Below are 23,447 nucleotides of genomic sequence, written 5' to 3' on the forward strand. Positions count from 1 at the left end.
GGCTGTTTTTTCATGAAGTGTGACGGTGCGGGCGAGGAGAGCGGCGGCAGGGGCTGTTCTGGCCTCGGCTCTGGGGTCGGCCCTTCACTCTGGGCGCTGATCGCGTCTCGGAGTATGAAGAAATTGTGGGCTTGGGGGTCGGTGAGGGCTTGGTGCTGGCTGTTTTTTCATGAAGTGTGACGGCACGGGCGAGGAGAGCGGCGGAAGGGGCGAGCCGCGCCTGGGCTTTTCAGGGCGCGACGAGTAGGGGCCAGGGGTCGAGGGCCTCGAGCTGCGCGGCGATACTGAGAAGAGTGGTCTCGGCTCCCGGCCGAGTTCCCCCGAGGTGGACGCCTACGGGCAGTTCGATTCCGTCGACCACTGTGCGATGCAGTGGCACGCTCATGGCGGCGAACCCATTCATATTCCACACGCTCGTGAACGGTGTGAAGCGCGATTGAAAATCGAAGTCCTCGCGCGGGTCGTCGGGGATGCGATCCGCGAGCACGGGCGGCTCGGACAGCATCGGCGTGAGGATCGCGTCGAAGCTCTCCCACGCCTCGGCCATGCGTCGCGTAAGTTCCTGGATGCGCGCGATGGCGGCGGCGTACTCAAGTCCGGTGACCTCGGCGCCGATGCCGCGTAGCCAGCGCGTGAGTGCTCCAACGCCCGCTGCCTCCTCCCCGGCGCGGGCTTCGGCGCTCCCGGCCGGACCGTACGGCAGCGGAATCGACGCTGCTCCCACAGCCCACACGGGCATGAACGTTTGCCAATCCTTCGGTGTCATCGGTGCGGGGATCTCGATGGTTGTGTGCCCGAGGGCCTCGAGCAGCGAGCGGGCACGCTCGACGGCTTCGAGAGAGGAGGCCGCGAGCTCTACCTCGGCGACCATGGGCGAGGTGAGCACACCGATCCTGAGCGGTGAAACCTTTCGCGCATCGAGCGCAGCGAGCGACGCCTCGACTGAAGAGGTTGCGCCGCAGCCCGCGCCCCGTGTGGGCCGCGTGCCAGCGAATGAATCGCCTGGCCGTGCGTGGGCGATGAGATCGATGCCGAGGGCGAGATCCGCGACCGTGCGCGCGAGCATTCCGTGGCGCGCGAGTCCCGGCCCGTCGAGGCCGTGTGGTCCGGCGCTTACCGTTCCACGCGAGGTCACCATGCCGAGGACGCCATTGCAGGCAGCGGGCACACGCACGCTTCCGCCGGCGTCGTTGCCGTGGGCGAGTGGCGCGATGCCGCACGCGACGGCTGCACCGGCGCCGCCGCTCGAACCGCCTGCGGTGCGCCGCACATCCCACGGAGTGCGGGCCGCTCCGAGTGGCGATTCGCTAAACACGCTCATCCCGAACTCGCTCGTCGTGGTTTTCCCGAGCGTGAGGGTGCCGGCGGCGATGAGATCCTCGGCGATGCCATCGGTGCGAGTCGATATGCTTCCTGCGAGAGCGGGGGAGCCGGCCTCGAATGGCAGCCCTTCGACTTCGACGAGGTCTTTGATCGGTAGGGGAATGCCGGCGAGGAAAGGCGCTGGCGTTTTGCCCGCAGAGCGTTCTGCGAGCAGCATCTCCTCGGCGCGCTCGGCTTGCGTGCGGGCACGATCGTCGGTGACACACGAAAACGCCCCGACCTTCGCGCCGCGTTCATGGGCGCGCTCGAGTGCGCGCTCGACGTGGACGCTCGGCGTGAGCTCTCCGTCGCGGTAGGCCCGCGCGAGTCGAACGGCGCTGAAATCGAGGGGGTCGTCTAGATCGTCCGCACGCATGGCCCGCTCCTAGTTCAGCGGGGCAAGCGGTGCGAAAAGATCGGTGCGTGAGGTTGTCACGACCGTGTCCTGCTCGGCAACGGGAATCGACACTTCCCAAAACGGCGGCGTGGGCTCGAGCCCGCGGTCCGTGAGAGTTGTGAGCAGGGCATTCCACGAGTCGTCGCGCGTGCTGTAGGGGCCGTTGTGCGAAAGAGCTGCGATGCGCCCCTCGGGGAGGGTGACGGTACTTGCGTGGAGTGTGGTCTCGCCCGGGCAAGCGTCGGACCTCACGTCGATATCCCTCGAAAGCGGACGTTCGATCGGGAAACCGATAGCGACATCGCTCTTCGCGTGAGCGCTGTCGATGCCGCCAACGCGGTAAAACACGACAACCAGGTGCCCGGTGATCTCGGCGCCTTCGCGCTCGAGCGCCGCGGGCAGAGCATCAGCAACCACGCTCGCATAGTCTCCGAGCGCGTCCATCGCAAGGTCGTTGACGCGGACGGCGGCGAGCGGCACGGAGGGCTGATCGAGCACGGTGAGTGTCGTGTAGCCGCGGCCGTTTTCGACATCGCTTCCGCCGGGAGTCGTGTGGATGGTCATGGTGTGCTTTCGCGTTGAGAACGGGCGTGGGGCGAGTTTACGAGTTTATTTGTCTCACCCGTGCCATAGAGTTTAGGTGTGTTTCAGGGAATCGTGCAGGATCTGATCGACGAACTCGGGATGCTCCCCGGGGTGGGCCCCAAGTCGGCGCAGCGCATCGCGTTTTACGTGCTCGGTGCGGAGAGCGCGTCGATCGAACGGCTGGCCTCGACCCTCACCGAGGTGAAAAAGCGCATCCGCTTTTGCGAGGTGTGCGGCAATATCGCAGAGGAAGAACGCTGTGCGATCTGCCTCGACGAGCGTCGCAACGGTGAGCTCCTGTGCGTTGTGGAGGAGCCCCGCGATGTTTTTGCGATCGAGCGGCTTCGCGAGTATCGGGGTCGCTACCACGTGCTCGGCGGCGCGATCGACCCAATCGGGGGAGTCGGCCCGGCGGACCTGCGTATTCAGGAACTTCAGGATCGCGTCTCGCAAGGAGGCATCACCGAAGTGATCCTTGCGCTGGACCCGAACGTTCAGGGCGAGGCGACGAGCACCTACATCGCGCGCACGCTTGCGGATTCCGGAGTCGAGGTCACGCGTCTGGCCTCGGGCCTTCCGGTCGGCGGGGACCTTGATTACGCTGATGAGATGACTCTTGGCCGCGCGTTCGCGGGGCGGCGCACTTTCTAGGGGGTTTCGATGGTGCAGGGCACTCACCCGGGAAGGCCGGGCCAGGGCATGGGGATTCCGACGCTCGCCGGGCCTTCGGCGCAGTCACTTCCGCCACTGCTCGACTTGCCCGAGCCGGAAAGGCTGCCCACGGGAGACGACGTCGTCGACCTTCCCGAGGAAGTCTTGTGCGAATCCGCGCGGTCGATGCGCGCGGCCACGGGCCGGAAGATTTGGGTGTGGATGGCAATTGTGGGGTTTGTCAGTTGGGGAGCGCTCGCGATGGTGTTTCTCGGTTCGCTGACCCCGCTGTTTTTGTTTTTGCCGATTTTCGCGATTGCCGAGCCATCGTTCGTGGCATCGCTCCTCAACGGACTCGGCGCGTCACCGGGTGTCGTGCTGTTCATAGCTTTTGGGTCGGCGCCCTTAGGCGCGCTCGCCGGTCTGGGGGCGGCAGCGCTCGGTCTGCGGTCGGTTGCGCGGCTACGCCCCCGCGAGTACCTCACGGAGAAGGAGTTTCGAAGGGCGATCGGCTGGTCGTTTGCGAAGTGGATCCTGTGCCCCGAGCTCGCAGTGATCGTCCTATCGATGATCCTTACCGCGCTTCCCGGTAACACCTTCATCCTCGCCGACTTTTCTTACATCGTCGTGTCGGGGTACCTCCAGATGCTTGTGATCGCACTGTTGAGCGCGCCTCTCGCGGCTGGACTCGCGCGTGCATCAAACCCGCTGAAGCTGCCGGGACTCGGCGAGCTGGAAATGAGGCGCCAGGCTGCGATTGGCACGGACAACTACGGTCACTACACGCGCGTTCTATTCGCGCAGGATCGTCGGCACCTGCCGCGCAATAGGTTCATCGCAAACCCGCGCGTCGTGGCGCAGTCGTTCCGCACTATCGCCCGGTACCGCTGGTGGCAGGTCCTGACCGTTGCTGTGCTGGTTGTGCCGTTTTACTACTTTGCCGATTTCGGGCAACTTTTTACGTTCGATGGCGGCGTTGGCGACGTCTCCGGCGCGACGGATTTTTCCCTCACGACGCGCATCGCGGCACTCATCCTGCTCATTGCGTGGCTGGGCGCCTTCGCATGGCTGCCACCGCTCGTGCTCTCCCTGTTCCACCTCATACCGCCATCAAAACGGGGGGTCCGGGATCAGCGCACCTATCCCACGATTACTGAGCGCATGGCCGTGAATCGATGGGAGCGGGGCGTCGTGTGGGTGACAACCCTTGGTCTCGCCGCAGTGGAAGCCGTGTGCCTCATCGCGTTGCTCGTCGTGCTCCAGGTGACCGGTGACGCAGCCCTCGCGGGCCCAGTGCACCTCTGGGTTCTTGGGATCTCGGGATTCGCGGCGAGCGCATTGGGGATGATCGCCACCTACCGCGCGATGGCGATTGACCTGCGCACGATCGTTTACGGCCCTGCGGGCTGGTACATGCGCAGAGAGGTGCCGTTCTCAGCCATTGCACCTCAGCGCGGCACACGGACGGATCTCGCGGACGATCCGCGCGTGAGGGCGGCTCTGCGCGAACGTCAGGCGATGAAACTTGGTCTACCGAAAGACGCGACGCTCGAGCAAATCGCCAAGGCGGCCTCGAGAACCGGTGTGTTGCCCGACTTTGGGCTCGGCGAAGAACAGGTGACGCCCGCCACGGTCGAGCCTCCCACGATCAAAGGCGAGCACGATATCCCGGAGAGTCTCGAGGAGCTTCACGCGGGACGCCTCACAGTGTGAGACGCAACGGGCGCGCTGCACTCATCCCCGCGGCCTCGCCTGTCACAATGGCACCACCCCGCATTCATGCCACTACCGCGGTAACCCCGCGCGCGAAAGGGAAGCTCGCCCATGGCGCTTGTCGTACAAAAATTTGGCGGATCCTCCGTTGAGGATGCCGCCGCGATCAAGCGCGTCGCCGCGCGCATCGCCTTGTACGCGAAGGCGGGCCACGAAGTCGTGGTCGTCGTCTCGGCGATGGGGGACATGACCGATGAACTCATCGACCTCGCTCAAGAAGTGACCGCGCAGCCGCCCGCCCGCGAACTCGACATGCTGCTCACGGCGGGCGAACGCATCTCGATGGCGGTGCTCTCGATGGCCCTCAACGCCAACGGCGTGAGCGCGCGGGCATACACGGGCTCGCAGGCGGGCATGATTACCGACGAGCTTCACGGCGGCGCCCACATCATTGACGTGACCCCCGGGCGTATCCGCAGCGCGCTCGACAACGGTCACGTCGCCATCGTCGCGGGCTTTCAAGGGGTGTCGCGCACGACGAAGGAAATCACGACTCTCGGTCGCGGCGGGAGCGACACCACCGCCGTCGCCCTCGCGGCAGCGCTCGAAGCAGACGTGTGCGAGATCTATAGCGACGTGGATGGCATCTTTACCGCCGATCCGCGCATCGTGTCGAGCGCATGCCGCATCCCCGAGATCAGCTCCGAGGAGATGCTGGAAATGGCCGCCGCCGGAGCGAAGATTCTCGCCCTTCGATGTGTCGAATACGCGCGTCGTTTCGAGGTTCCACTCCACGTGCGTTCGAGCCACAGCGGCCGCATCGGCACCGTGATTTGCGAGGATCCCCACCGGGACTTCCCGATCGACCCCGACCTTACCCGCCTTGGCGCACTCGCGGGCGCCTGCGACGTTTCAGCTACGAAGGAGGAGGCCCCCGTGGCATTCCTGACAGAAGGGGGCCATGAGGCCCCGATGATCACGGGCATCGCCCACGACCGCAGTGAGGGTATGGTGACCCTCGTCGAGGTCCCCGATACGCCCGGGAAAGCCGCGGCAATTTTCGAACTCGTCGCGTCCGTCGGCGCGCATGTCGACATGATCGTCCAGAATGTCTCAACGGTCGACGATACAGTCGCGATTTCGTTCACAATTCCCGAGGCGCACGCCGAGGCTGCCACTCGTGCGCTCGAGGCAGCGCGAAGCGAGATCGGCTACCGCGAATTGCGGTACACCAGCCAGATCGGCAAGGTCTCGATCATTGGCGCGGGCATGAAGTCGAACCCAGGCGTGTCCGCGACGGCGTTCCGCGCGCTGTCGAACGCGGGGATCAATATCTCGATGATTTCGACCTCGGAGATCCGCATCAGCGTCGTGACTCGCGTCGACGAGCTCGACCAGGCTGTGCGCGTGCTCCACACGGCTTTCGGCCTCGACGGCGAGGGCGAAGCCATCATTTACGCCGGAACGGGTCGCTGAGCGCGACCGAAAGGAGAGGGCAATGGGCGAAAAGGTTATGGACAAGGACCCGTCGGGGCCGGTCATTGCTGTCGTGGGCGCAACGGGCCAGGTGGGCCGTGTCATGCTCACGCTTCTCGAAGAGCGTCGCGTGCGGCACTCGCGAATCCGCCTTTTTGCGTCCGAGCGTTCGGCGGGTACCCGTATGCGTGTCAATGGCGAGGACCTCGTGGTAGAAAACGCCGAAACCGCAGTGCTCGAGGGGGAGAGCAATACGGTCGATATCGCGTTGTTCAGCGCGGGTGGTGCGACCTCGAAGCGCCTCGCTCCCGTGTTTGCGCGTGCCGGTGCAACCGTGATCGACAACAGTTCCGCGTGGCGCAAGGACCCGGAAGTCCCGCTCGTTGTCGCCGAAGTGAACGGAGAGTGTGCTGAGAAAGCGCCGAAAGGCATTATCGCGAACCCGAACTGCACGACGATGGCGGCGATGCCCACCCTCAAGGCGCTTCACGAGCGCGCCGGGCTCGAGCGGCTCACGGTTGCGACCTACCAGGCCGTGTCCGGCAGCGGTCTCAAAGGCGTCGACGAGCTTGCGAGCCAAACGCGCGCCCACGTGCGTGACCTTGAGTCGCTTGCCCTCGATGGTCGAGTCGATGCTGAGCCGGCGCCGTGCGTGTATCCAGCTCCGATCGCGTTCAACGCGGTCCCGGTCGCGGGGGCGCTTGTGGACGACGGCTCGCTCGAGACCGATGAAGAGCAAAAACTCCGCAATGAGTCCCGGCGCATTCTCGATCTTCCGGACCTCCGTGTGTCGGGCACGTGCGTGCGAATCGGGGTGTTCACGGGGCATTCGCTCAGCATCCACGCTGAGTTTGAACGGCCGATCACCGTGGACGAAGCCGAGGAAGCGGTCCGGGCCCAGGTGGGCGTCGAGCTCGTTGATGTGCCTACGTCGCGCCTTGCTGCAGGGCGCGACGGTACATTCGTGGGGCGGTTCCGCAGCGATCAGGCGGTTCCGGACGGTCGCGGGCTTGTCTTCTTCGTGTCTTCGGACAATCTTCGCAAGGGCGCGGCCCTCAACGCGGTGCAGATATGCGAGCGGCTTGCGGGCTGAAGCCTCGAAGCTGTGACATACTGGGAGTAACTGCTGGAAATATTGGTATTCGCCCGTGAATCCACCCCATGTTCATCGCGGTAACTTAGCGTACATGCAGGTCGTGGCCCTACAGCGTTGTGCGGGCGAGCGTGCGTAGCAGCCACAAGGCTCAAGCGCCGTCACAGAGCCTAGGAGTGTTGCCCATGACCCCCGATCGCCGAGCAGCCCGTCGCACGGCCGATCCATCGCCGGATCGCGGCGCCAGAGTCAACCTCACGCGGGCGCGCGGAGAGCGCACCCGCGAGGTCATCCTCGAGGAAGCGACGCTCCTGTTCTCCACGTACGGCTACCGTGGCACGTCGCTTCGCGATATTTCCGAGCGTGTGGGAATCTCCCACCCGGGTATGCTCCATCATTTTTCCCGTAAGGAAACCTTGCTCCAGGCGGTCCTCGAGCGCGCGGCACACCATTTTGAAGAGCTCATCGATGACTTCGTCGAGACGGCGCAAGAGCCTGCGGCGATTCGTGACTGGGATGCGGTGCGCCAGTACCAGTCCGTCATGTTCGCCGTCGTAAGGGCCGAGGCTGTCGAAAAAGATCACCCCGGTCACGAAGCGATCGTGGGAATGCAGACGATGGCAGAAGAGAAGCTCACCGCCCTCTTTGAGATGTACGAAGAAAAGGGCTGGCTCGACGAAGGTGCGAGCCCCGAGTGGATTGCCCGCTCGATCGTCGCGATGTGGACGGGGGTCTTCATGCGCGATGCCCTCATGGGCGATGGCCTCTATGACCATGACCTTTCGATTTTCTTGCGCATGTTTGTGATCCCGCTGCGCGAAGCCGATCCGTTTACCCCGACGAGCAGAAAGTAGCGTGTATGGCGACCGAGGTTGAGCTTGATCGACTCCGCAACGCTCTCGTGCGCGATGCCTCCGGCGTGCGCCTCGGTAAAGTGTGCGAAATTTTCCTCAATGATCGCACTCAAAAAATCTCTTTTGTGACGCTTGCACTGGGGCCTTTTAGCACGCGTGAAATTTATATTCCTTACGAATATATTGACCTTGATGAAAGCGGCCCCAGAACCGCGGTTCGGCGCGAAATTCTCGAGGATGCCCCGCGCGCGAATGGGCTCGGCCATTTGACGTTCGCGCAGGAAGAGCAGTTGCGCGAATACTACGAGTCGGCCGTGATCGCTGACCCGCACTCGTCGCCGCACGATTGATCCGTGTGGGGGCGAGTGGTCGCGGCGACCGTCGGAAACCAGACGTTGTTAACGGGCGCGTGAACGGCTGAAAGTACGCGGTGAATTCTCGGTAACCCGGGCCGGGGTGTGAGTGTGCGGTCGGTAGGGTCGAATCAATGACGGTTTTTCGCCGTCAAAGATTCGCTTACTTCTTCGTCACAAGGATATATATGAAAATCTCGGTTATTGGGCTCGGATATCTTGGTGCAGTTCACGCGGTATGCATGGCGGAACTGGGGCACGATGTCGTGGGGATCGATGTGGATACCGAGAGGATCGCCAAGCTTGAGCGCGGTGAAGCGCCATTTTTCGAGCCCAGTTTCCCCGAAAAACTCTCCGCAGCTCTCGAGCGCGGAAATCTCCATTTCTCGACGGATCTCGCGGATGTGCGCGAGTGCGACGTGCACTTTGTGTGCGTGGGTACGCCGCAGGGGTCCGACGGCTCCGCGGATCTCGCCGCTCTCCATGCTGTACGCAAGGGCCTGAGGGAAATTCTCGCCGGATCGACGCGCGACAGGATCCTTGTGGTGGGCAAATCGACCGTGCCCGTTGGGACAGCGCGCGGCCTCAGCGAGGCATTTGCGGATCTTCCGAACGTCGAACTCGCGTGGAATCCGGAGTTTTTGCGCGAGGGGTACGCGGTGAAAGATACGCTCGGCCCGGATCGCCTCGTATACGGCGTGCACGAGGAGCAGAAGTTTTCCATCACGCATCTCGACGAGGTGTACGCCTCGATCCTCGAGGCCGGGACGCCCCGCCTTGTGTACGGGTACGAGAGCGCCGAGCTCGTGAAGGTGAGCGCGAATGCGTTCCTCGCAACGAAGATCAGTTTCGTCAACGCGGTCGCGGAGATGTGTGAGGCGACGGGCGCCGACGTTGTCGAGGTTGCCGAGGCGATCGGTCTTGACGAGCGCATTGGCCGACGCTTCCTCAAAGCCGGCATCGGCTTCGGCGGCGGCTGTCTCCCTAAAGACGTGCGGGCCTTCATTGCGAGTGCGGAGGAGCACGGTGTGGGGGAGTCCTTCGAATTTCTCCGCAACGTCGATCGCATCAATCAGAAGCGTCGCGCGCGCCCCGTGGAGCTCGCCCTCGAGTATTTCAACGGGGACCTCACGGGGGTGCCCATCACGGTTCTCGGCGCGGCATTCAAGCCCTATAGCGATGACGTGCGTGATTCGCCCGCGATCGACATCGCCCTTTCCCTCGCGCGCCACGGTGCTGATGTGCGGATCACGGATCCGCAGGCTCTCGCGGTCGTGCGAGGCCGCTACGAGGAGTTGACCCTCGTGGACGATCTCGAGGAGGCGATGAGCGGCGCGCGCTTGCTCATCCTCGCGACGGAGTGGCAGGTGTACCGCGACCTTGATCCTGCTCGTGTCGCGGAGCTCGTGGCCGAGCGTGCGGTGATCGACGGACGCGGGGTCTTCGATCTGGCCCGCTGGCGCGAGGCGGGCTTTACGATCATGGCGCTGGGGCGTGGGGAGAGGGCCGGGAGACTCGCCTAACAGTCTGGCGCTCGTCATCGTGGCACACTAGCAGCTATGGGTGGTGCTGCACACTTGATCGTGACCGGTGGCGCGGGATTCGTCGGTTCGAATTTCGTGCACTATGTCGTCACGCACACCGATTATTCGGTGACAGTTCTTGATGCTTTGACGTACGCGGGGAATGAGGCAAACCTCGAGGGTCTTCCCCAGGATCGCGTGCGTCTCGTTGTTGGCGATGTCGCTGATCGTGAAGCCACTCGTGCGCTTGTCGAAAGCCTCGATCCTGAAACGGATGCGGTTGTGCACTTTGCTGCCGAGTCCCACAACGATCGATCGCTGAGCGACCCGACCGTGTTCGTGCGCTCGAACATTGTGGGCACTTTTGCCCTGCTTGAAGCGGTGCGCGAGTTCGGCGTGCGTCTCCACCACGTCTCTACCGACGAGGTCTACGGCGATCTACCGCTCGAGGATGATCGGCGGTTCACGGAAGAATCCCCTTACCGGCCAAGCTCTCCCTATAGCGCGACGAAAGCCTCGAGCGATCTTCTCGTACGCGCCTGGACACGCAGCTTCGGGTTACGGGCAACCATCTCGATTTGCTCGAATAACTACGGGCCTCGCCAGCACGTTGAGAAGTTCATTCCCCGACAAATCACGAATCTTCTTGATGGAGTGCGGCCGCGGCTCTTCGGTGACGGCGCGAACGTTCGCGATTGGATTCATGTTGACGACCACTCTTCGGCCGTTCTTGCTATCCTCGAGCGGGGCCGCATCGGTGAGACGTACCTGGTGGGTGCGAAGTGCGAGAGAAGCAACCGCGAGGTTGCGCGGGTCATTCTCGAGGCCTTCGGGCGCGACGGAGACGACATCGACTTTGTGGCCGACCGGCCCGGGCACGACGTGCGCTACGCGCTCGACGCACGCAAGCTTGAGGACGAACTCGGGTGGCGCCCTCGCCACCGCGACTTTGATGCCGGTATCCGCGAGACGATTGAGTGGTATCGCGAGAACGAACAGTGGTGGCGCGCCTCAAAGGCCGCAACTGAAGCGACATACGCGAAAAACGAACAGTAAGGAATGCCCGTGTCCCACGACTTTGCATCCCCGCCTGCCGAACGCGAATGGCAAGAAGCGGCCTCCTCGCCCGAGCGTACCCTCGTGGTGGGTGCCGCGGGACAGCTAGGGCGAGCTCTCCAGGGGCTGTGGCTCGGTCGCGACGATGTTGATTTCGTGGACCGCGAGGTCCTCGATGTCGGCGCCCATGACTCAATCGCCGCTTTTGATTTCTCGCCCTACAGTGTGATCGTGAACGCCGCGGGCTATACCGATAAAGACGGCGCGGAAAGTGCCGAGGGGCGCCGAGAAGCATGGGCGGTGAACGCCAAGGGGGTTGCACTTTTGGTCTCGGCCGCGCGTGAGGCGGGTGCCGTGCTCGTGCACATCTCGAGTGACTACGTCTTCGATGGTTCGGTCGCGTTCCACACGGAGGAGGAAGGCTTCGCCCCGCTCGGCGTCTACGGACAGACGAAAGCGGCCGGTGATGCCGCGGTCTCGACCCTCGATACGCACTACATTCTCCGGACGAGCTGGGTTGTCGGCGAGGGCAAGAATTTTGTTGCGACGATGCGTGAACACGCCGTTAATGGCGAGTCGCCCTCGGTCGTCAACGACCAGTTTGGGCGTTTGACCTTTACGGATGAAATCGCGCGTGCGATCGATTTTGTGCTGCGCGCCCGGGTGCCGTTCGGCACCTACAACGTGACGAACTCAGGCGATATCACCTCGTGGTTCGAGATCGCGCAGAGAGTCTACGAGCTCACGGGGCACGACCCGGAGAACGTTCAAAGCGTCTCAAGTGCCGAATACCTCGATACACACAAGGGCATCGCGCTTCGCCCCATCAATTCCGCGCTCGACCTGAGCAAAATTACCGAGGCGGGCTTTCACCCGCGCGATCAGTTCGAGGCGCTCGCCGCGTACCTGGCCTAGCTATTGCGGCGCATTAGCACGATCGCGCCCGTAGCCGCGAGGCCGAGGCCCGCAATCACGCCGCCGATGAGCCATGCGACCGATAGGCCAAGCGGCTGCCGCGAGGGATCGGTGATGAGCTGGGTGGAGCCCTCCGTCGGCTCCTCTTGAGGCTGACCGGGCGTCGGGCTCGGGGTTGGGCCTGGTCTGACGATGCCGCCAGCATCGCCGTTGCCACTCGTGCCGTGGTGGCTGAGTTTCGAATAGTCGCTTCCCACGGCGCCGAAGTCGGCTGAGCGTCCGTAGCCGCTTCGCTGAGGAATACGGGACATGGCGGAGGGGTGAGAGCGCACGAACCTCGATCCGCCAGCCTCGGTTGAGGATCCTTCGGGCTCACCCGTTTGTTCGCGCGAGGGCGTCGTCGAGGGTTCGGTGCTGCCGGGGCTGTCGCCCGGATCGGCGGGGAGCGGCGCTTCCGTTTCAGGGCGCGGGGAAGGGCGCGCTGACGAGGATGGGGACGCCGGTTCCGTTGGTGAAGGTGCAGGTTTCTCCGTGGGATCCGGCTTCGGGGTGGCGGTAGGCTCCGCAGTTGGTTTGGGATCCGGCGTCGGCGTGGGGGTTGGGTCAGGTTGATCCGTAGGGCTTGGCTCCGGCTTCGGCGTCGGGCTAGGCGAGGGCTGATCGGTGGGATCGGTGGGATCGGGCTTTGGCGTCGGTTCAGGAGTCGGGGTTGGCGTGGGCTCAGCCGGCTCGGTGACGGTGACCTGCGCACTGGACTTCGTGCCGCCCTTGAGTGGGGCGACAGTGACCATGTAGTTTCCGGGCTCCGCGATGACGAAGGTTACTCTTGCACGCCCGTTGGCGTCCACAATCGCGGTGTCACGCGAATAACCGAGCGGCGGGAGCTCGACCGGATTACCTTCGGTGGGGGTTGCGGTCGCTTCGAGTTCGACGGCTGGATCGGCGTGGCGGTATTCGCCTCGCACCTGCGTGCCTTCCTTGAGGCCGCATACGAGTGCCGTAAACGCCTTTCCCTTTTCGACCTTTGCTTCGGAAAGGGTGACGGTTCCCGGTGTGCAGGTGGTGTCGACAGCAAAAGCGCTCACTGTCTCAAACGGCACCGTACCCGAGATCGCCAGTACCGAGGCAAGCACACTCGCTCCTGCGACGACACCGCTCAGGCGGCGGCGAAGCGCAGTCGTGCGGGGCTGGGCCATGGGGTGCGTCCTCGTGGTCAGGCGAGCGATAGAGATTCCACGCGGAAGATTCACCGCGCTCCACCTCACGATAGGCCACGAAACAACCGTTAAGCGTGTAGCGCGCTTAAAACCCGTGTAAAACCCGGGGCATCACCCTAGCGGCGCATGCGCGGCCTGCCCGGATCCTTGAACCGTTTGCCGGCCTGGTAGCCGAACCGGCGAATCGGCGCATTTTCCCGAAAGGCCCTGCGAGCTCCGAGCGAATCCACGTCACCCACGACCGGGTTCGGCACACGGGAAATGCCCGTGCCGTTGTAGAGATACAGGAGGTTCGCGGCAACCGAACGGCGATTGCGTGTACCGAGCAACTTCGAGACGTGCACGCCCAGCCATGCGAGCCACCCGATCGAGCCCTGGAGATTCACGCCTCCGGGCAGTTCCGCGATAGCGGCACGCCGACCGATCGTCGCCATCGCCCCCAGGTCGTTGTAGTGGAACGGTTTGTGTGCAGCGTCCTCATCGCCGTCGACGAGGGCCTTGATCGCGCGGGCCACGTGCTGGCCCATTTGCACGGCGGGTTGGGCGAGTTGCGGCTGTGGATCATCGCCACCGGCGATATCACCCGCGGCCCACACGTTGTCATAGCCCTTGACGCGAAGGGTGGGATCGACATCGATTCGCCCCCCGCGCCCCTGCGGGAAACCCCACGCGTTGACGGACGTCGACACGCTCACGCCGGCGGCCCAGATCGTGATGTCTGATTCGACGTAGCTGCCGTCGGCGAGGCGCACAAAGTCGTAGCCGACCTCCTCGACACCCTGGCCAAGACGCAGCGTCACGCCGCGCTTTTCAAGCTCGCGCGCCGCATACTCGCGATGCTGAGGCTCGAAGGCTTTGAGGAGCTCATCGCCGCGTTGAATAAGGGAAATCTCGAGCGTTCCCGGGTCCACCTCGGGGTAGAGCACATCGAGCTCGCTAATGCGGAAATCAGCGAGTGCCCCCGCGATTTCCACGCCCGTGGGGCCACCGCCCACAATCGAAATGGCGAGGCGGTCGGTGAAGCTCATCTCCGTGAGCTGCGTGGCACGCTCGAGCTCCGCGAAGATCCGCTCGCGGATCTCGAGAGCCTGCGAGCGGGTGTACATCGGCATCGCGAACTCTTCCGCGCCCGGGGTGCCGAAATAGTTCGTGGTGGCGCCATTTGCCAAAACGAGGTGGTCGTAGCGCACCGAGCCTCCGTCGGAAAGCTTCACGACCTGATCGTCGGTGTCAATCCCCGTGACCTCTCCCTGGCGAAAGCGCATGTTGGGGGCGTGGAGGGAGAGCCCGCGCAGGAACATCGTGACGTCGCCAGAGTTGAGGCCCGCGGTCGCAACCTGATAGAGGAGCGGCTGGAAAGTCTTGTACACGTTCCGATCGATGAGCGTGACCCGCACGCGAGCATCGCGCAGGGCAAGCACGAGGTGGGCGCCGGCGAAGCCGCCGCCAACGACCACGACATGGGGCCAACTTGCGCCATCTTTGGCGGGCACGGTCTTGCGATAGAACGCGGGGAGCAGGGGCATGAACGATCTGGTCCTTCAGTGATGCGACTCGGCTATGGCCGCCCATAACGGTAAATCGGTGACGTGAAAGAAAGCTCCACATCCTGTGAGCCGCGCGACTGTCGTGAGGCTCGCGATCATGTCGCAGTCGTTATCCTGCGGTGCGGCGGGTGCGGGACCGCTGGGCGAGCGCGAGTTCGATCCACAGCGCTCCGACTCCGAGGGCGATTCCGCATGCGTCGGCAAGCGCGTCGGTGACATCTGCTGAGCGCGCGGGCATGAACGATTGCAGGACTTCGATCGCGGCGCCCCACAGGAGGAGGACGGCAATGAGAACGAGCAAGTGTCGGACCTTCACGACCCCGAAAACTGTCTCGAGCCTCGTGTTCCCACGCTGGTGCGCGCCACTCTCAGCACGAGGGGACCACGAGAGAGCCCGCGAGTCTTCGAGACATAGAAGTCGTGAAAACGCCCAGGTCGTGAAAGCAAACACGAGGATGTGTCCCAATTTATCCGCGCCGGGGAGGAAGGCAACCGGCTCGGCGGCTTCGGGAACTTTGGGCAGAAAGAACACGGCATTTGCGAGGGCGGCTACGAAGGCGAAAAAAGGCGCAGACGTCATGAGGTGAGTTTAAATGTCCCACCCTCCTCTTAGAGTGAAAGCATGAAAATTCTTCACACGTCGGATTGGCACCTCGGGCGCACCTTGCACGGTGAGAACCTGCACGAATACCAGCGGGAGTTCCAGGATTTCCTTCTGGCGAAGGTCCGTGAAACCGGAGCGCACGCTCTCGTGATCGCCGGCGATATCTACGATCGCTCGGTCCCGCCCGTCGAGGCGGTTGAGCTTCTGCACGAGTCGCTCGCAGCGCTCGCGGAAGAAACCACGGTGATCCTCACGCCAGGCAACCACGATTCGGCGGTGCGGCTCGGCTTTGGCGCAAAACTCATGCGGCCCGGCATTCACATTCTCGCGGATGTCGAAGGGATCGAGCACCCGGTTTCGGTTGCCGATGAGCACGGTGAGGTGCTCTTTTTCGGGCTGCCCTTCCTTGATCCGGATCTTGCGCGCTACAGCCTCGCTCCCAAGGGTGGGGACCCGCTTCCTCGCACGCACGAAGACGTTACGGTGCAGGCGATGGATCGAGTCCGTGCAAAACTCGAGATTCTCGGGCATCCGCGAAGCGTCGTGCTTGCCCACACCTTCGTTGCGGGCGGGGACGGCTCGGATTCCGAACGCGACCTGAGCGTGGGTGGTGTGGCGTCTGTTCCCGGTGGCGTGTTTGCGGGGGTCGACTACGTCGCGCTCGGCCACCTCCACGGCTGCCAAAACATGAGTGCGCTTGTCCCTGGCGAGCGGCCCGTCGCGTGGTACTCGGGAAGCCCTCTGGCCTTCTCGTTCTCGGAGCGTCACCACACCAAAGCCGTTCTTCTTGTCGAGATGGACTCCTCGGGGTTGGTCGAGGTGGAACGTATTCCCACCCCCGTGCGCCGCCGACTCATCGAACTGGACGGCTCTCTCAAAGAGATTCTCGATAGTGCCCCGAACTATTCGGAGGATTGGGTCCACGCGATCGTGCGGGAGGAAACTCGCCCCGCGCACCTTCAGCAGGTCCTGAGCGCGGCGCTTCCACATCTCCTTTTTACGGAGTTCCGCTCCACACGCGAAACGGAATCTAGTGCCGCGCCGGTTGTGACGCGCGAGGCTTCACCGACGGAGGTCATCTCGGAATTCTTCGACTACGTCACGGGTGCCGAACCGAGCGCCGTGCAACGAGACATCATCGAGCAGGTGCTCGCCGATGCGCGCGCACGTGCCGATCTCACGGAGTCGCACGCACAGCGAAAGGCTTCCTGAATCCATGAAACTTCACCACCTGAGTTTTGAGGGCATCGGGCCGTTTAGGGAGAAAGTCGAACTCGATTTCGATGCGCTCGGCGCGAGCGGCCTCTTTCTCCTCGAGGGCGCCACGGGTTCTGGAAAGTCCACCATCATCGATGCGATCGTCTTTGCCCTCTACGGCAATGTTGCGGGCGGCGGCTCGAGCGATGCGCGAGTGCGAAGCGACTTCATGCCCAATACGCACCCGAGCGTCGTGGACCTCTTTTTCGAGGTTCCACGAGGGATCTACCGCGTGCGGCGCACCCCCGCCTACGAGCGCGCTCGACTGCGTGGAAAAGGCGCTCCCGTGCATGAGAACCAGAGCGCGAAGCTCTGGCGGCTAGCCTCGCCCGAAGCGCTAGGTGAGGCGATCGCTGGCACCGAACGCGCGGAAGAGATCGAGCCGATCGCCAACCGACCGGCCGACGTTGGCCGGGAGATTCAGGAACTGCTCGGCCTCACGCACGCGCAGTTCACCCAAACAGTCGTGCTTCCTCAGGGCGAGTTCGCCCGCTTTCTCAAAGCTGACACGAGTGAACGCAAGACTGTGCTCGAACGGATCTTCCAGACTCAGCTGTACGAGCAGATCGAACAATCATTCGGCGAACTCAGACGCGAGGCTCAACGTGACGTCGACGCCTCAAAAGCGGAACTCGGCGCGGCCCTCCAGCGGGTCCTCGAGGCGGCATCGGTCAGCGATGAGCAGCGCATGCAGGCGCTCACCGATACCCGGGATTTCACCCCGGCGGGTCTCGAGCGTGCCAGGGCTATTGGCGAGGAGCTCGAGAATTCCTCCGAAGCCGCCGCTCGCGAAGCCATGCGCATCCTGGACATAGCGAAGGCAGCCTCGAACGAGGCGGCGGAAGCCGCGAAGAAAGCCACCGAACGCCACGATCTGCTCGCTCGCAAAGCCCAGCTCGACGCCCACGAGAAGAAACGGGCATCGATTGAAGGGGCGGCGCGCAAAGCCCGCGAAAGCCTTGCCTCTCACGAACGTGCCGAAAAACCGTTCTACGCCCACGCGCATGAAAAGAGCGCGGCGGCAGCGCTGGACGCCGCCGCGACGGCACTTCCCGAAGCCGAACGTGGGCAAGTCTCCCAGTGGGGGGCGCTAAGCGACAAGAACCATCAGCGAAGCGAAAGCGCACTGGGAGCGGCCGCTGCGCTCGCGAGCCTCGAAAAGGAGGAAGCAGCGCTACCTCGACGTGCGACCGAGGTGAAAGAGGCCGCTCGCGAGGCTGAAAGGGCGGCGGAAGCGTCGAAAGAGAAGGCGACGCTGTTGAACGAGCGGCCGTCGGAACGTGAAGTGCTCGCCGAGAAGCTTCGCGAGGCAACCGAGCGGGCCTCGAGCCTCGGGGCCCTCATAGAAAGGCGCGAGTCCCATGCCGCGCGCGAGCGCACCGCGAAGGAGGCGAGCACGACCCTCGAAACCTACTCGTCGCGCGCGCAGCATGAACGCGACATGCTCGCGGCTCTCAAGCGTGCAAGCGAGGAAGAGGCACGTCTTCGGCGCAAACGCCTCGACGCGATCGCCTTCGAGCTCGCGGCGGACCTCGAGGACGGCCAGGCATGCCCCGTGTGCGGGGCGTGTGAGCACCCGGCACCCGCGCACACCGACGATGAGCTCGTGAGCCAAGAGCGCACTGCGGCGGCCGAACGCGCGCGAGTGGAGGCCGAACAGGGCCTGAGCGAGGCACGGGCATCGGCTGCCGCCACCAAGGCACTCCACCTCGATGCGCTCGAGCGGGCGTGGGGGGAGAGCGTCGAGGGGGATCTCGCGAAGTTCCAGGAGCAGCTTCCTGAACTCATCGAACGCTTGAGGAGCGAGGGTGTTGCGCTTGCCCGCGAGGAGGAGCTTGCGCGCGAAGCCGAGGGCGAGCGTGAGCGAGTGAAAACGGAGATCTCGCGGTTCGACGAGCGAACGGCCTCGCTCGAACGTGAAGCGCACGAGGAGGCGCTCGCCGCCGAGCGTGCCGCCCTCGAAGCTCAGCACCTCGAGAAAGCTCTAACCGAGACCCGCGCGGCTATTGCACAGGAGCTTTCGGCCCACGAAGACTCGCACGGGAGCATCGCGGCGCTACGCCTCGCGCTTCTAACGGAGGGTAAGGATGCTCGCGCGCACGCGAAACTGCTCGACAAAGCCCTGGAGGCTCGTTCTGCGCACGAGCGGGCTCAAACGCACCTCAACGAGTCTCTCGAGGGCAGCGGCTTCGAAACCATAGAGAAAGTGGCGCAGGCGCGTCTTGCCCCCGACCGTAGACAATCGCTCGAGGACACCGTGAAGGAGCATTCTTCGCTCACCGCGCTCATCGAGGATGCCCGCGCGGACGGCCGTCTCGAGGGCATTGATGCGAGCGAAGAAGCCCAGCGAGATGCAGCCGCGGCGCTCGAGACCGCGGCAGCGCGCGTGCGCGAGACCCGCGATGCACACACGGAAGCCGCGGGAACCCACGCGACTCGCGCGAAAGAGCTCGAGCGCGTGAAACGCGCACGCACAGATTTCACGGCTCTTGCCACCGCGCACGAGAAACGCTCGGCGCGCCAAAGCGAAATACTTCACCTCGCGAATATCGCGACGGGCAACTCGAGCGATGCGAAAGCACGTCTCACCCTGTCGACGTTCGCGGTCATGCGCCGCTTCGAGAAGGTCATCGAGGCCGCGAATGCGCGGCTATCGACTCTCTCGGGTGGGATCTACGAGATCCGCCTTGCCCAACCCGAAAAAGCAGGCCGCAAGCACGTTGGGCTCGACCTCGACATGCTCGACTTGCGCAATGATTCCTCTCGCTCGCCCTCGACCCTCTCGGGTGGTGAAACCTTCTACGTGTCACTCGCACTCGCGCTCGGCCTCGCCGACGTCGTGAGCGGAGAAAACGGCGGGGTGCAGATGAACACCCTCTTTATCGACGAAGGCTTCGGCACGCTCGACCCGGAAAAACTCGAGGGTGTGATCGCCGAGATCCGCCAACTTGCCGCCCACGGTCGCACGGTGGGAATCATCTCCCACGTCGCCGAACTCAAAACACAGATCGCGGAGAAGGTGCACGTGGAAAGAAAGTCCGACGGTACCTCGCGCATCAGCGTGAGTGTGTAGCGAGCGGTGCCTGCGCGAATCTCTATAGACTGAAGTCTCCGCCAGCGGCGTCCAAATTGCCCCTTGCCCGCCACGCACTAAGGAGAACACCGTGCCCGTGGACATCATCGTGACAATCATCGCCGCGCTCGCCTTCGCGGTAGGTATCACGGGCATCGTGCTGCCCGTGCTTCCCGGGTCGTTCCTCATCCTTACCGGAATGCTCGTATGGGCCATAGGGATCGGCGGCTGGACGGGCTGGGTTGCGTTCGCGCTGGTGGCGATGTTTTCGATCGCGGGCATGGCGAGCAGCTACGTGCTCACTGGGCGGAAGCTCAAACAGAGCGAAGTGCCCACGTGGGCGATCTTCGTCGCGATCGGCTGCGCGATCCTCGGCCTGTTCCTCATTCCCGGCCCGGGCCTCCTCATCGGGTTCATTCTCGGCTTCTTCCTCGTAGAGCTGAGCCGCAAGCGCGAGTTCCACGACGCCCTCAACTCGACGCTCTCCACCTTGAAAACCCTCGGGATTGGCATTCTCGTAGAACTCCTGCTCGCGATGGCGAGCGGAACAGTGTTCATCGTCGCGCTTGGCATCCACCTCTTCTCGAGGGCTGGTTAGCGATCGCGGCGGCGATGATCGGCAGTGCTTTGTGCTGAGTGAAACTGCACGATCTGGGCCGCGATCTCGCGGAATCGAACCACCGCTGCGGCTGGTCTTAAGATCCGAATGTGGTCTCCGAATTGGAGGAGCTGCCGAACCGATTCAACGTCTGGATAGTGGACGACGATATGAGTCCACTCGTCCTCGGAGCCGTCGATACGGATCATTCGCCCTCTAAGGATTCGTCGGGCCAGATCTAGGCGGGTCGAGCGCAGCTGTGCGTGCACCTCGATACCAGGCGCCGACTGAAAACTGGTCAGCAATTCTTGCCACACTGAGCGCAGATCGCAGTCCGGTCGTAGCACTGCGGAATCCGTAAGTAGCTCGCGGGTCTCAATGCGGCTGGTGTTAAACATGCGGGGTTGTGAGGCGACGTCAGCCACTAGATACCAGGATCCGGCTTTGTTCACGAGACCGTAAGGGTCCGCGACAACCCACTGCCCGCTGCTCTCGCCGCTGCGTCGATATCGGAGGCGGATGCGTTGTCTATTTCGAGCAGCGGTGAGAAGGTCGGCCACGTCGAGTTCCTGCTCGGCCGTGAGCCATCCAGAGGGGTCGACGTGGAGCACCTCGGGCAAGGGCAGAGCGGCGGAGGTTTGCTTACGCGCCGCAACAGCGGTCAGCTTCTGCTGGGTTCTGACATGTACAGCATGGAGCCCGATCTGCTCAAGAAGACCCTCATCTAGTCCTGCGACGGATAGCAGCTGCAGTTCATTTGGATCGAGGCGTGAGACGTCGAGCCGGGCCCGGTGATCCAGCACGATGGCTCCACCCCGGCCCCGCTCGGTGTAGATCGGCACCCCAGCAGCCGACAACGCCGTGATGTCACGCAGGATCGTGCGTGAAGATACCTCAAGACGACGAGCCAGTTCTTGACTGGTCATTCGTTCGTGGGTTTGCAGTAGCAGCAGGATGGACAACAAGCGGGACGACTTCATTCCCAATCCTTAAAGAAAACATGACAGCAGGTGTCGTCTATGCCTGATTATATGGGGCTCCCTGATCCACTGACATAAGGAGAGATCCATGCCGGCTCCAAATCTGTTTCTGACCTACGTCAGCGACGTCGAGCGATCCACCGATTTCTATAGTCGCCTGTTCGAAATCGAACCCACCTTCACCAGCCCGCGGTACGTCGCTTTTGAGGTCGCGCCCGGCGTGCTTTTCGCAATCTGGACCGGTCACGACGAAAATCTCGCATCAGCGACACCGCGCACGAACGAAATCGGGCTCATGATTCCCGGTCCCGCCTCTGCCATCGACGACGTCTACGAGGAATGGGTCGCGAAAGGAGTGCACGTGATCGAGGAACCGCACGACGACGTCTTTGGTCGCACCTTCGTGATAGCCGACCCCGACCACAACCTCGTGCGGGTCAGCCCCGTCGACTAGCCCGAATGGAGGCGCCATCGGCGGCGGGCACGAGCTCGCCGCCGTGTGGCGGTTGTGCCGTTAACCTTGCTAAATCTGCAGACCATCACGCGGAGCATCAAGAGCCGCGGCTAGGGTGGTCTTTCGTGACCATGAACGACAGGCGAAGCACTCCCGGCCCGATCCCCAACATTTCGGGCCGGGATGAACCGCGCTATGGCTCGCGGGAACGCAAAGAGGAACTCGCGAAGGGATTTCTAGGCGAGGGCGACGGCTACGACGAGCTGAGGCCCGGGTACCCGGCTGAAGCTCTCGACCTGATCGTGGCAGCCATCGGAACCGCTGCACGCCCCCGCGTGGTTGACCTAGGGGCCGGAACGGGAAAGCTTTCGCTCGCGCTCGCTGAGCGAGGCTGTCGCGTCACTGCGCTCGATACGAGCGAGTCGATGCTTGAAGTGGCGCGCACGCAAGCGGTCGCGAGCCAAATGGCGCAGCGGTTCGAGGCGTGCGTGGCGCCGGCAGAGGCCACCACTCTTGAGGCGGGAAGCGCAGACATCGTGACTGCCGCGCAAGCGTGGCACTGGTTTGAGACGGGCGCGGTGAGCGCCGAAGTTCGGAGGATTCTTGCACCCGGGGGAGTGCTCGCTCTCGTGTGGAACACGCTCGATGTGAGCGTGCCGTGGGTGCATCGATATTCGCGGATTGCGCACGCGGGCGACGTGCAACGCGAAGGTTTTCTCCCCGATGTGGGTGAGGGACTCGAGCTTGTGAAGCGGCACGTCGAACACTGGGTAGATGAGCGCCCCACGTGGGACTTCGTACGGCTTGCAACGACCCGCAGCTACTATCTCACCGCTTCGGAAAAAACCCGAGCGAAGGTCCTCGACAATCTCGACTGGTACCTCCACGAGCACCTCGGCTACAACCCCGGCAGCCGGGTCGCGATGCCGTACCGCACGGATCTCTTTCTGTACAGGCCCGCCTAGCCGGCTGTCTTAACCAACCGCCATCGACGTCACGCGCCAGTGGCCGTCAACGAAACGAAGACCTACGGAAAACTTCCCCTGCGACGCCCCGCGCGTTGCGGGCTCGCGCGTCGGGTCATCGATGAGCTTTGCGGCGGCCTCGTGGAACGTCGCGTCGACCTTCGCAGTCGTCGAGGCTCCATCACTCGCACCGTTGCCCTTCGTGAGCGTCACCTTCTCGTCGCTGAGGGTGATCTCGCCGCCCACGATCCAGCCTCCCGCGGCGTGAAGTTGCTCCGCATTGTCAGCAAAGCGCATGCACTCCTCGCACGACGGGTCCATGAGTTCGCGCCACGCGCTCGTGTCACCGGTGCCGATCATGTAGGCGTACACGGCAAAGAGATATGTGGTGGCTGCTTTTGCTCCCGCCTCGGTTTCGTCGTCGATACCCGGGAAGTCCGCGCGCGATGGTTCCGTGGTGTTCGTCGGCTTTGGCTGGGTCGCGGGATCGACCTTTGCGCGCGTGTCTTGCGCGGAGTCGGCCACCTGCCGACCGCCCTGATCATTCTGCGTGAACTGCCCGATCCCCACGAGCCCCGCGGGGATGATGAGGGCAAGAGCGAAGATCAGGACGACGATGCGCTGGGTCGTTTTACTCACCGCTCAAGGCTAATACAGCCCCTCGGTGCACGGCAGAATCGGTCGAGAGCGATCACCATAGTCGCGAAACAGCATCGGTTGTATTCTTTGGGCATTGTCACTGCGGGCGTGGCAGGCGTCGGCCTCTCCTTACCC

21 protein-coding genes are annotated in these 23,447 nt (G+C 63.5%); 14 read left to right on the plus strand and 7 right to left on the minus strand.

Translation table 11 applies throughout. The features are described 5' to 3' along the window. Window positions 1-229 precede the first annotated feature (229 nt). On the minus strand, window positions 230-1,738 hold the full coding sequence (locus HMPREF3157_RS04025) for an amidase (protein WP_070435591.1): 1,509 nt from the start codon (window positions 1,736-1,738) through the stop codon (window positions 230-232). 9 nt (window positions 1,739-1,747) lie between these two features. Further along, complete coding sequence (locus tag HMPREF3157_RS04030) at window positions 1,748-2,323, minus strand: GyrI-like domain-containing protein (protein WP_070435592.1); 576 nt, start codon at window positions 2,321-2,323, stop codon at window positions 1,748-1,750. A 78-nt stretch (window positions 2,324-2,401) separates the two neighbouring features. On the opposite strand from HMPREF3157_RS04030, the gene recR reads away from it, so the two are divergent. The 9 genes from recR (at window position 2,402) to HMPREF3157_RS04075 (ending at window position 11,978) form a co-directional block, all read left to right on the plus strand. Beyond that, complete coding sequence (gene recR, locus HMPREF3157_RS04035) at window positions 2,402-2,995, plus strand: recombination mediator RecR (protein ID WP_016663774.1); 594 nt, start codon at window positions 2,402-2,404, stop codon at window positions 2,993-2,995. A gap of 9 nt (window positions 2,996-3,004) precedes the next feature. Beyond that, a complete protein-coding gene (locus HMPREF3157_RS04040) occupies window positions 3,005-4,708 on the plus strand; it encodes a hypothetical protein (RefSeq protein WP_016663775.1) in 1,704 nt (567 codons plus the stop codon). Window positions 4,709-4,819: 111 nt separating this feature from the next. Continuing rightward, window positions 4,820-6,184 (plus strand): aspartate kinase, encoded by a 1,365-nt coding sequence (locus tag HMPREF3157_RS04045; protein ID WP_070435593.1) that lies wholly within the window; start codon window positions 4,820-4,822, stop codon window positions 6,182-6,184. A 22-nt stretch (window positions 6,185-6,206) separates the two neighbouring features. Beyond that, complete coding sequence (locus HMPREF3157_RS04050; RefSeq protein WP_083288048.1) at window positions 6,207-7,277, plus strand: aspartate-semialdehyde dehydrogenase; 1,071 nt, start codon at window positions 6,207-6,209, stop codon at window positions 7,275-7,277. Window positions 7,278-7,462: 185 nt separating this feature from the next. After that, the gene (locus HMPREF3157_RS04055) at window positions 7,463-8,131 is read left to right on the plus strand and encodes a TetR/AcrR family transcriptional regulator (protein WP_070435594.1); all 669 of its coding nucleotides are present in this window, start codon (window positions 7,463-7,465) and stop codon (window positions 8,129-8,131) included. A gap of 5 nt (window positions 8,132-8,136) precedes the next feature. Beyond that, window positions 8,137-8,481 carry a PRC-barrel domain-containing protein gene (locus HMPREF3157_RS04060; RefSeq protein WP_070435595.1) on the plus strand — a complete coding sequence of 115 codons (345 nt, stop codon included), beginning with the start codon at window positions 8,137-8,139 and terminating at the stop codon, window positions 8,479-8,481. 191 nt (window positions 8,482-8,672) lie between these two features. Then, window positions 8,673-10,007 (plus strand): UDP-glucose dehydrogenase family protein, encoded by a 1,335-nt coding sequence (locus HMPREF3157_RS04065; RefSeq protein ID WP_016663780.1) that lies wholly within the window; start codon window positions 8,673-8,675, stop codon window positions 10,005-10,007. A 36-nt stretch (window positions 10,008-10,043) separates the two neighbouring features. After that, entirely contained in the window at window positions 10,044-11,063 is a 1,020-nt protein-coding gene (gene rfbB, locus HMPREF3157_RS04070; RefSeq protein WP_016663781.1) for a dTDP-glucose 4,6-dehydratase, read from the plus strand. Between the two features lie 9 nt (window positions 11,064-11,072). Next, complete coding sequence (locus HMPREF3157_RS04075) at window positions 11,073-11,978, plus strand: SDR family oxidoreductase (protein ID WP_016663782.1); 906 nt, start codon at window positions 11,073-11,075, stop codon at window positions 11,976-11,978. Here HMPREF3157_RS04075 and HMPREF3157_RS10510 read toward each other — a convergent pair. From HMPREF3157_RS10510 to HMPREF3157_RS04090, 3 genes are all read right to left on the minus strand, one after another. Next, window positions 11,975-13,174, minus strand: coding sequence for a hypothetical protein (locus HMPREF3157_RS10510; protein WP_016663783.1), 1,200 nt, complete (start codon window positions 13,172-13,174; stop codon window positions 11,975-11,977). The genes HMPREF3157_RS04075 and HMPREF3157_RS10510 overlap by 4 nt on opposite strands. A gap of 137 nt (window positions 13,175-13,311) precedes the next feature. Further along, entirely contained in the window at window positions 13,312-14,721 is a 1,410-nt protein-coding gene (locus HMPREF3157_RS04085; RefSeq protein ID WP_016663784.1) for an NAD(P)/FAD-dependent oxidoreductase, read from the minus strand. A gap of 130 nt (window positions 14,722-14,851) precedes the next feature. Beyond that, on the minus strand, window positions 14,852-15,322 hold the full coding sequence (locus tag HMPREF3157_RS04090; RefSeq protein WP_016663785.1) for a VanZ family protein: 471 nt from the start codon (window positions 15,320-15,322) through the stop codon (window positions 14,852-14,854). A 42-nt stretch (window positions 15,323-15,364) separates the two neighbouring features. On the opposite strand from HMPREF3157_RS04090, the gene HMPREF3157_RS04095 reads away from it, so the two are divergent. From HMPREF3157_RS04095 to HMPREF3157_RS04105, 3 genes are all read left to right on the plus strand, one after another. After that, on the plus strand, window positions 15,365-16,558 hold the full coding sequence (locus HMPREF3157_RS04095; protein WP_016663786.1) for an exonuclease SbcCD subunit D: 1,194 nt from the start codon (window positions 15,365-15,367) through the stop codon (window positions 16,556-16,558). 4 nt (window positions 16,559-16,562) lie between these two features. Next, a complete protein-coding gene (locus HMPREF3157_RS04100; protein ID WP_070435616.1) occupies window positions 16,563-19,676 on the plus strand; it encodes an AAA family ATPase in 3,114 nt (1,037 codons plus the stop codon). 91 nt (window positions 19,677-19,767) lie between these two features. Beyond that, complete coding sequence (locus HMPREF3157_RS04105) at window positions 19,768-20,274, plus strand: DUF456 domain-containing protein (protein WP_016663788.1); 507 nt, start codon at window positions 19,768-19,770, stop codon at window positions 20,272-20,274. Here the strand turns inward: HMPREF3157_RS04105 and HMPREF3157_RS04110 are convergent. Then, window positions 20,271-21,254, minus strand: coding sequence for a helix-turn-helix transcriptional regulator (locus tag HMPREF3157_RS04110; protein WP_016663789.1), 984 nt, complete (start codon window positions 21,252-21,254; stop codon window positions 20,271-20,273). The genes HMPREF3157_RS04105 and HMPREF3157_RS04110 overlap by 4 nt on opposite strands. Window positions 21,255-21,342: 88 nt before the next feature. On the opposite strand from HMPREF3157_RS04110, the gene HMPREF3157_RS04115 reads away from it, so the two are divergent. Next, window positions 21,343-21,708 (plus strand): VOC family protein, encoded by a 366-nt coding sequence (locus tag HMPREF3157_RS04115; RefSeq protein WP_016663790.1) that lies wholly within the window; start codon window positions 21,343-21,345, stop codon window positions 21,706-21,708. Between the two features lie 131 nt (window positions 21,709-21,839). Next, window positions 21,840-22,673, plus strand: coding sequence for a class I SAM-dependent methyltransferase (locus tag HMPREF3157_RS04120; RefSeq protein WP_040386444.1), 834 nt, complete (start codon window positions 21,840-21,842; stop codon window positions 22,671-22,673). 9 nt (window positions 22,674-22,682) lie between these two features. On the opposite strand, the gene HMPREF3157_RS04125 is transcribed toward HMPREF3157_RS04120, so the two are convergent. Beyond that, window positions 22,683-23,312, minus strand: coding sequence for a DUF6318 family protein (locus HMPREF3157_RS04125; RefSeq protein WP_016663792.1), 630 nt, complete (start codon window positions 23,310-23,312; stop codon window positions 22,683-22,685). Between the last annotated feature and the right edge of the window lie 135 nt (window positions 23,313-23,447).

This window comes from Dermabacter sp. HMSC06F07 (assembly GCF_001807345.1).
GTDB lineage: Bacteria > Actinomycetota > Actinomycetes > Actinomycetales > Dermabacteraceae > Dermabacter > Dermabacter hominis.

Excerpts from the sequence above, each read along its gene's own strand:
- HMPREF3157_RS04025 (WP_070435591.1), bottom strand. The coding sequence starts at position 1,738 with ATGCGTGCGGACGATCTAGACGACCCCCTCGATTTCAGCGCCGTTCGA.
- HMPREF3157_RS04030 (WP_070435592.1), bottom strand. The coding sequence starts at position 2,323 with ATGACCATCCACACGACTCCCGGCGGAAGCGATGTCGAAAACGGCCGC.
- HMPREF3157_RS04040 (WP_016663775.1), top strand. The coding sequence starts at position 3,005 with ATGGTGCAGGGCACTCACCCGGGAAGGCCGGGCCAGGGCATGGGGATT.
- HMPREF3157_RS04045 (WP_070435593.1), top strand. The coding sequence starts at position 4,820 with ATGGCGCTTGTCGTACAAAAATTTGGCGGATCCTCCGTTGAGGATGCC.
- HMPREF3157_RS04050 (WP_083288048.1), top strand. The coding sequence starts at position 6,207 with ATGGGCGAAAAGGTTATGGACAAGGACCCGTCGGGGCCGGTCATTGCT.
- HMPREF3157_RS04055 (WP_070435594.1), top strand. The coding sequence starts at position 7,463 with ATGACCCCCGATCGCCGAGCAGCCCGTCGCACGGCCGATCCATCGCCG.
- HMPREF3157_RS04060 (WP_070435595.1), top strand. The coding sequence starts at position 8,137 with ATGGCGACCGAGGTTGAGCTTGATCGACTCCGCAACGCTCTCGTGCGC.
- HMPREF3157_RS04065 (WP_016663780.1), top strand. The coding sequence starts at position 8,673 with ATGAAAATCTCGGTTATTGGGCTCGGATATCTTGGTGCAGTTCACGCG.
- rfbB (WP_016663781.1), top strand. The coding sequence starts at position 10,044 with ATGGGTGGTGCTGCACACTTGATCGTGACCGGTGGCGCGGGATTCGTC.
- HMPREF3157_RS10510 (WP_016663783.1), bottom strand. The coding sequence starts at position 13,174 with ATGGCCCAGCCCCGCACGACTGCGCTTCGCCGCCGCCTGAGCGGTGTC.
- HMPREF3157_RS04085 (WP_016663784.1), bottom strand. The coding sequence starts at position 14,721 with ATGCCCCTGCTCCCCGCGTTCTATCGCAAGACCGTGCCCGCCAAAGAT.
- HMPREF3157_RS04090 (WP_016663785.1), bottom strand. The coding sequence starts at position 15,322 with ATGACGTCTGCGCCTTTTTTCGCCTTCGTAGCCGCCCTCGCAAATGCC.
- HMPREF3157_RS04095 (WP_016663786.1), top strand. The coding sequence starts at position 15,365 with ATGAAAATTCTTCACACGTCGGATTGGCACCTCGGGCGCACCTTGCAC.
- HMPREF3157_RS04100 (WP_070435616.1), top strand. The coding sequence starts at position 16,563 with ATGAAACTTCACCACCTGAGTTTTGAGGGCATCGGGCCGTTTAGGGAG.
- HMPREF3157_RS04110 (WP_016663789.1), bottom strand. The coding sequence starts at position 21,254 with ATGAAGTCGTCCCGCTTGTTGTCCATCCTGCTGCTACTGCAAACCCAC.
- HMPREF3157_RS04115 (WP_016663790.1), top strand. The coding sequence starts at position 21,343 with ATGCCGGCTCCAAATCTGTTTCTGACCTACGTCAGCGACGTCGAGCGA.
- HMPREF3157_RS04120 (WP_040386444.1), top strand. The coding sequence starts at position 21,840 with ATGAACGACAGGCGAAGCACTCCCGGCCCGATCCCCAACATTTCGGGC.